This is a genomic window from Sedimentitalea sp. XS_ASV28 (assembly GCF_041224545.1).
Classification (GTDB): Bacteria; Pseudomonadota; Alphaproteobacteria; order Rhodobacterales; family Rhodobacteraceae; genus Sedimentitalea.
Genome location: NZ_JBGFGP010000171.1, coordinates 1 through 312 on the forward strand (window position 1 = coordinate 1; position 312 = coordinate 312).

The 312-nt window shown below is 60.3% G+C and carries 1 protein-coding gene; it reads right to left on the bottom strand.

Going from position 1 to position 312, the window contains the following annotated elements; genetic code table 11:
* Positions 1-5: 5 nt before the first annotated feature.
* Positions 6-312: transposase (locus AB9K34_RS21370; RefSeq protein ID WP_369956611.1), on the bottom strand; the 307-nt coding region annotated here is incomplete at its 5' end.

Below are 312 nucleotides of genomic sequence, written 5' to 3' on the forward strand. Positions count from 1 at the left end.
CTAGGTCATGTTGACAAATGGCGGAGCCATAGGCGGATAGATGTGATGTCGATGAAGCCAAGGAAGCTCTCGGCGGTCTTGTCGTAGCGGGTGGCGACGCGGCGGGCGTTTTTGAGCTTGTTGAAGCAGCGCTCGACCAGATTGCGCAGCCGGTAGATGGAGCGATCGACGCCCACGCGCAGTTTGCGGGTCTTTCGCATGGGGATGACAGGCACGACGTTGCGCGCCTCCATGGTTTTGCGAACGTTGTCAGAGTCATAGCCGCGATCTGCGAGCAGGACGGACGGCTCGGGCAGGTTATCGGCCATGACC